Annotated in this window: 7 protein-coding genes; 5 read left to right on the top strand and 2 right to left on the bottom strand. The window is 71.8% G+C overall.

Annotated features, from left to right (window positions below):
• Positions 1–212 precede the first annotated feature (212 nt).
• Positions 213–1,793: a Na+/H+ antiporter gene (locus tag ABZ924_RS26495; protein WP_361914640.1), complete on the bottom strand. Its 1,581-nt coding sequence runs from the start codon at positions 1,791–1,793 to the stop codon at positions 213–215.
• Between the two features lie 75 nt (positions 1,794–1,868).
• On the opposite strand from ABZ924_RS26495, the gene ABZ924_RS26490 reads away from it, so the two are divergent.
• The 3 genes from ABZ924_RS26490 (at position 1,869) to ABZ924_RS26480 (ending at position 3,829) form a co-directional block, all read left to right on the top strand.
• Positions 1,869–2,129, top strand: a complete 261-nt coding sequence (locus ABZ924_RS26490) for a UBP-type zinc finger domain-containing protein (RefSeq protein WP_361914637.1) — start codon at positions 1,869–1,871, stop codon at positions 2,127–2,129.
• Positions 2,130–2,333: 204 nt separating this feature from the next.
• On the top strand, positions 2,334–2,747 hold the full coding sequence (locus ABZ924_RS26485; protein ID WP_361914635.1) for an anti-sigma regulatory factor: 414 nt from the start codon (positions 2,334–2,336) through the stop codon (positions 2,745–2,747).
• The gene (locus ABZ924_RS26480) at positions 2,744–3,829 is read left to right on the top strand and encodes an RNA polymerase sigma factor SigF (protein WP_361914632.1); all 1,086 of its coding nucleotides are present in this window, start codon (positions 2,744–2,746) and stop codon (positions 3,827–3,829) included. Before ABZ924_RS26485 ends, ABZ924_RS26480 begins: the two co-directional genes overlap by 4 nt.
• Before the next feature lie 80 nt (positions 3,830–3,909).
• Here ABZ924_RS26480 and ABZ924_RS26475 read toward each other — a convergent pair whose 3' ends face one another.
• Positions 3,910–4,344 carry a hypothetical protein gene (locus tag ABZ924_RS26475; RefSeq protein ID WP_361914629.1) on the bottom strand — a complete coding sequence of 145 codons (435 nt, stop codon included), beginning with the start codon at positions 4,342–4,344 and terminating at the stop codon, positions 3,910–3,912.
• Between the two features lie 84 nt (positions 4,345–4,428).
• Here ABZ924_RS26475 and ABZ924_RS26470 point away from each other — a divergent pair, with 84 nt between their 5' ends.
• Positions 4,429–5,394: a diacylglycerol kinase family protein gene (locus tag ABZ924_RS26470; RefSeq protein ID WP_361914626.1), complete on the top strand. Its 966-nt coding sequence runs from the start codon at positions 4,429–4,431 to the stop codon at positions 5,392–5,394.
• Between the two features lie 320 nt (positions 5,395–5,714).
• Positions 5,715–5,972 (top strand): WhiB family transcriptional regulator, encoded by a 258-nt coding sequence (locus ABZ924_RS26465; protein ID WP_003953983.1) that lies wholly within the window; start codon positions 5,715–5,717, stop codon positions 5,970–5,972.
• The last annotated feature ends 28 nt before the right edge of the window (positions 5,973–6,000 follow it).

Here is a 6,000-nt window from a genome sequence, read left to right as displayed (position 1 = left end):
CCTCAAACGCCGGCGAGGCTGATTCAGCCCGCGCGGCGTTTGAGCGCACCGGGCGCGAAGCGCCCGGAACGGGGGCCGGGGCGGAGCCCCGGTTTCGGGAAGGGGCGGGGAGGGGACCCGCTCCGCGTAGCGGCACCCGACGCCCGGCCGCCGGGCCCGAGGTGCGGGGCCGGCACCGCGGGCCCGGGCCGGGGCCCCGCGCCCGGGAAGGGTCAGGGGGCGTCCTCGCGGTAGGCGGCGGCTTCCTCCAGGTCCAGGCGGCGCAGCAGCCCCCGCAGCATCTCGTCGTCGATGCGGCGGCGGTCCCGCAAGGAGACGAAGACCTCGCGCTCCGCCTCGATCATCTCCCGCGCCAGCCGCCGGTAGACGTCATCGGCTGATTCCCCCGTCACCGCGTTGACCTCCCCGAGCCGCTCCCACACCGCGTTGCGCCGCCGCTCCAGCACGGTCCGCAGCCGTTCCGCGAGCGGCGGCGCGAGGGCGTTCTCCGGGGCGGCGAGCAGCTCCGCGAGCCGCTCCTCCGCCGCCCGCGAGGCCTCGCTCTGGGCCTGGGCCTCGGCGAGGGTCTGCTCCTTGGCGTTCCGGGGCGGCAGCCGCAGCAGCCGGATCAGCGGCGGCAGCGTCAGCCCCTGCACGACCAGCGTGCCGATCACGGTGGTGAAGGTGAGGAAGAGGATGAGGTTGCGGTGCGGCACGCCCATCGGCACCGAGAAGGCGATCGCCAGCGAGACCACACCCCGCATTCCCGCCCAGCCGACCACCACCGGCGCCTTCCAGGTGGTCTCCGGCTCCCGCAGCCGGATCCGCTCGGAGAACCACCGGGGGACGAAGGTCGCGGGGAAGACCCACACGAACCGGGAGACGACCACCACCGCGAAGACCGCCACCGCGTACCAGGCGGCCCGGCCGCCCTCGTACTCGTCGAGGCCCTTCAGCACGACCGGCAGCTGCAGACCGATCAGTGCGAAGACCACCGACTCCAGGATGAAGGCGACCATCTTCCACACCGCCTCCTCCTGGAGCCGGGTCGCGAAGTCCACCTCCCAGTTGCGGTGCCCGAGGTACAGGGCGACGACGACCACCGCGAGGACGCCCGAGGCGTGCACCCGCTCGGCCGCCGCGTACGCCACGAACGGGATCAGCAGCGACAGCGTGTTCTGCAGCAGCGGCTCCCGCAGCCGCTTGCGCAGGTGGTGGATCGGCACCATCAGCAGCAGGCCGACGCCGACGCCGCCCACCGACGCGAGCAGGAACTCGGCGATCCCGCCCGCCCAGCCGACGCCGGCGCCGACCGCCGCGGCCAGCGCCACGTTGTACGCCGTGATGGCGGTGGCATCGTTGACCAGGGACTCGCCCTGGAGGATGGTCGTGATCCGGTTCGGCAGCCCGAGCCGGCGGGCGATCGCGGTCGCGGCGACCGCGTCGGGCGGCGCGACCACCGCACCCAGCACCAGCGCCACCGGCAGGGACAGCCCCGGCACCGCCAGGTACGCCGCGTACCCGACGGCCAGCGTCGCGAACAGCACGTACCCGACCGACAGCAGCGCGACGGGCCGGACGTTCGCCCGCAGGTCCAGGTAGGAGCTGTCCACGGCGGCCGTGTACAGCAGCGGCGGAAGCAGCAGCGGCAGCACGATGTGCGGGTCGAGCGTGTACGGGGGCACTCCGGGGACGTACGACGCCGCGAGCCCCACGGCGACCAGCAGCAGGGGCGCGGGCACCGGGGTGCGCCGCGCGAACCCCGCGACGGCCGCGCTCGCCGCCACCAGCGCCACCAGCGGCAATACCTCCATCGAAGATCCACCCTCGCTCGTCGTGACCGATCGGCCTTCGTCCTGCGGCGCCCGCACGTCAGTACGCTGGCCATCATGAGCGAGTGCACCCACGTTCCCGAACTGCCGCGCCCCGAGCCCGTCCCGACTGCCCAGACCTGCGCCGAATGTCTGGTCCTCGGCAGTCACCCGGTGCAGCTGCGGATGTGTCTGGGATGCGGGTACGTGGCGTGCTGCGACTCCTCCCCGCACCGGCACGCCACCGCGCACTACCATGCGACGGGCCATCCGGTGATGCGCAGCTTCGAACCGGGCGAGACCTGGCGGTGGTGCTATGTGGACGGTTCGATCGTCTGAGGCGGGGTAGTTCAACCCTCCGCCGGTTCCCCTGATTTGGGCCCGCAGACCCCTAGCCACTGTGCGTGCCGATGGGCATACCATCGGTCACCGGCCGTAGGCAAGGGCGTCCGGGACGGGTGTGATGAGGGGTGCCGCGACACGATCGCCCGGATCGCGGTAGCGTCACCGGCGAACAGAGCTCGTACCACCTTGGAGGTGAGGGTGTCCCAGATCGCAGGCGAGCCCGGGACTCAGGACTTCGTGGAAGTCCGGCTGCCCGCTGCGGGTGCCTACCTGTCGGTGCTGCGAACGGCCACGGCCGGCCTCGCGGCACGTTTGGACTTCACCCTCGACGAGATCGAGGACCTCCGCATCGCGGTGGACGAGGCCTGCGCGATCCTGCTCCAGCAGGCCGTGCCGGGCTCCGTCCTCAGCTGCGTGTTCCGGTTGGTCGACGACTCGCTGGAGGTGACCGTCTCGGCGCCGACCACCGACGGCCGCGCACCGGAGCGCGACACGTTCGCCTGGACCGTCCTGTCGGCGCTGGCCGGCAAGGTCGAGTCCACGGTCGGGGACGACCGTACGGTGAGCATCAGCCTCTACAAACAGCGCGGCGCGGGTCCAGGCCCGGCGTGAGCAGCGGGGAGATCCCGGTGCGGGGCGGGGATCGGCCCCGGGTACGGCACGAGGTCGACGGCGGCATCCCGGAGCAGCAGCAGGCCCGGCCGCACCCGGCTGACGCGGATGCGGACAACGGCTTTTTGGACTCGGCGGAGCGACGGGCGGGCCCCATGAGCGAGAACCAGCACGAAGAACCACAGGCGTCCCAGCCACCCGCGGCCGCTGCCACGGCGGCGGACCGGGCCGGGACCCGGGACGCGGATGCGGAAACGGCCCGGGACGCCTACGCCGCGGACGCGGACCTCGCGCCGGAGTTCCCGGTGCCCCCGCCGCTGCCCGATCCGCGCGACCGCAGCGGCGCGCGGGCCCTGTTCGTCGAGCTGCGGGCGCTGCCCGACGGCTCGCCGGAGAAGGCGGAGCTGCGCAACCGGCTCGTACGGATGCACCTGCCGCTGGTGGAGCACCTGGCGCGGCGGTTCCGCAACCGCGGCGAGCCGCTCGACGACCTGACGCAGGTCGCGACGATCGGCCTGATCAAGTCGGTGGACCGGTTCGACCCGGACCGCGGGGTCGAGTTCTCGACGTACGCGACACCGACCGTGGTCGGGGAGATCAAACGGCACTTCCGCGACAAGGGCTGGGCGGTCCGGGTCCCGCGGCGCCTGCAGGAGCTGCGGCTGTCGCTGACCACGGCGACGGCCGAGCTGTCCCAGCAGCACGGCCGCTCCCCCACGGTGCACGAGCTGGCCGAGCGGCTGGGGATCTCCGAGGAGGAGGTGTTGGAGGGGCTGGAATCGGCCAATGCCTACAGCACGCTCTCGCTGGACGTCCCCGACACCGACGACGAGTCGCCGGCGGTGGCGGACACCCTGGGCGCGGAGGACGAGGCGCTGGAGGGCGTCGAGTACCGCGAGTCGCTCAAGCCGCTGCTGGAGGGGCTGCCGCCGCGGGAGAAGCGGATCCTGCTGCTGCGGTTCTTCGGCAACATGACCCAGTCGCAGATCGCGCAGGAGGTCGGCATCTCGCAGATGCACGTCTCCCGCCTGCTGGCCCGCACCCTGGCCCAGCTGCGCGAGAAGCTGCTGGTCGAGGAGTAGGCGGCGCCCGCATCAACGCCGACGGGGCGTGCCCGGGTCCGACGACCCGGGCACGCCCCGTCGGCGTCGTGCGGGAAGGCTCAAGAGGAGGACGACGGCCCGATGCCCAGAGCCTCGGTGGCCGTCGGGTTCACCAGCAGGGCCACGACGGCGACTGCGGCCGCGGCCAGCGCCGCGGCGGCGGCGATCATCGCACCGCCGGTGGTGTAGAGGGTCCAGGCCACGGGCAGCGCCATCAGCTGGGTGATCAGCGCGGGGCCGCGGCTCCAGCGCCGGCCGAGCCGCAGCCCGCGGGCCGCGACCAGAGGCAGGGCGGCCAGCGCGATCAGGGTGATCCCGCCGGTCTCGGCCTGCTGCGGGGAGTCGGGGTCGCCGGCCAGCCCCACGAACAGCATGTAGATGCCGAGGCCGGCGAGCGCCAGGCCTTCGAGGGCGGTGAGCGCGGCGGCTGCGGTGAGCCGGCCGGGCAGGGGGGCGGTCGGCCGGTCCGGGGCGGGGGTGGGCTTCGTACTCACCCCAGCAGGGTAGCCGCGCGGCCCCCGCGGCGGAGGGGACGGGCAGTATCCGAGCGGTACCGGCGGGTCGGTAGGCTGGCGTTCATGCGTGCACTCCTCGTGGCCAACCCAGCAGCGACGACCACCAGTGCGCGCACGCGCGACGTCCTGATCCACGCGCTGGCCAGCGAGATGAAGCTGGAGGCGGTGACCACCGAGTACCGGGGGCACGCCCGGGACCTGGGGCGCAGGGCCGTGGAGAACGGTGTCGACCTCGTCGTGGCGCTGGGCGGCGACGGCACCGTCAACGAGGTGGTCAACGGGCTGCTGCACGAGGGCCCGGATCCGGACCGGCTGCCGCGGCTGGCGGTGGTCCCCGGCGGCTCCACCAATGTGTTCGCCCGGGCGCTCGGGCTGCCCAACGATGCGGTCGAGGCGACGGGCGCCCTGCTGGACGCGCTGCGCGAGCACCGCGAGCGGACGGTGGGCCTGGGCCTGGCGGCCGGCGCCCCGGGCACGGAGGACGAGTCGGTCCCGGCCCGCTGGTTCACCTTCTGCGCCGGCTTCGGCTTCGACGCGGGTGTCGTGGGACGGGTCGAGCAGCAGCGCGAGCGCGGCAAGCGTTCGACGCACGCTCTGTATGTACGACAGCTGATGCGCCAGTTCTGGGAGGAGCCGAACCGGCGACACGGCACGGTGACGCTGGAGCGTCCCGGCGCGGATCCCGTGACCGACCTGGTGCTGTCGATAGTCTGCAACACCTCGCCCTGGACGTACCTGGGCAATCGGCCCCTGTACGCGTCACCGGAGGCGTCGTTCGACACTGCACTTGACGTACTGGCGCTCAGCCGTTTGTCAACTCCGGCCGTCGCGCGGTACGCCGCACAGCTCCTGACCTCGACTCCTGAGCGCGGTCCGCACGGCAAGCATGCGGTGTCTCTGCACGATCTGACCGACTTCACCTTGCATTCGAAGGTTCCGCTTCCTTTCCAGATGGACGGAGACCACCTCGGTCTGCGCACCAGCGTTCGGTTCACAGGCGTTCGCCGTGCACTGCGTGTGATTGTGTGAGTAGAAGGGGCCAAAGTCCTTTCAGTCGAACGTTTACGCGCCGATCCACCCTCAAGATGTAGGGCTGTGACCTAGTAGACACCGACGAATCAAAAAAAACTTTCCGGAAGGGGTTGTATCCCCGTCCGAGGTTTGCGAATCTCTTCATGGCGATCGGGGCAGCCCGCAGAACCGGCTCCCGGACAGACCGCCAGAACCCCTCCACGAATCTCGACTGACCTTCCGCTTAGCCGGGCGGTCGCCCTTCCCTCACGGGGGGATTCGTGAAAGCGTTCACATTCACAAGCAACCTGCCCGCAATACAAGGAGATGGAGCAGCCATGGACTGGCGTCACAACGCCGTTTGCCGCGAGGAAGACCCGGAACTCTTCTTCCCCATCGGCAACACCGGTCCTGCGCTGCTGCAGATCGAGGAAGCCAAGGCCGTCTGCCGCCGCTGCCCCGTCATGGAGCAGTGCCTGCAGTGGGCGCTCGAGTCCGGCCAGGACTCCGGCGTCTGGGGCGGTCTCAGCGAGGACGAGCGCCGCGCCATGAAGCGCCGCGCCGCTCGCAACCGGGCGCGCAACGCCAGCGCCTGACATCGACTTTCGAGCCTCGAGCCGCAGC

The organism is Streptomyces sp. NPDC046876 (assembly GCF_040645035.1).
GTDB lineage: Bacteria > Actinomycetota > Actinomycetes > Streptomycetales > Streptomycetaceae > Streptomyces.
The sequence above is the reverse complement of the archived record's forward strand: the minus strand, read 5'-3'. Positions and strand labels throughout refer to the sequence as shown.

What these genes read in the sequence shown, in the direction of transcription:
- ABZ924_RS26495 (WP_361914640.1), bottom strand. Translation starts at nt 1,793, where the DNA reads ATGGAGGTATTGCCGCTGGTGGCGCTGGTGGCGGCGAGCGCGGCCGTC.
- ABZ924_RS26490 (WP_361914637.1), top strand. Translation starts at nt 1,869, where the DNA reads ATGAGCGAGTGCACCCACGTTCCCGAACTGCCGCGCCCCGAGCCCGTC.
- ABZ924_RS26470 (WP_361914626.1), top strand. Translation starts at nt 4,429, where the DNA reads ATGCGTGCACTCCTCGTGGCCAACCCAGCAGCGACGACCACCAGTGCG.
- ABZ924_RS26465 (WP_003953983.1), top strand. Translation starts at nt 5,715, where the DNA reads ATGGACTGGCGTCACAACGCCGTTTGCCGCGAGGAAGACCCGGAACTC.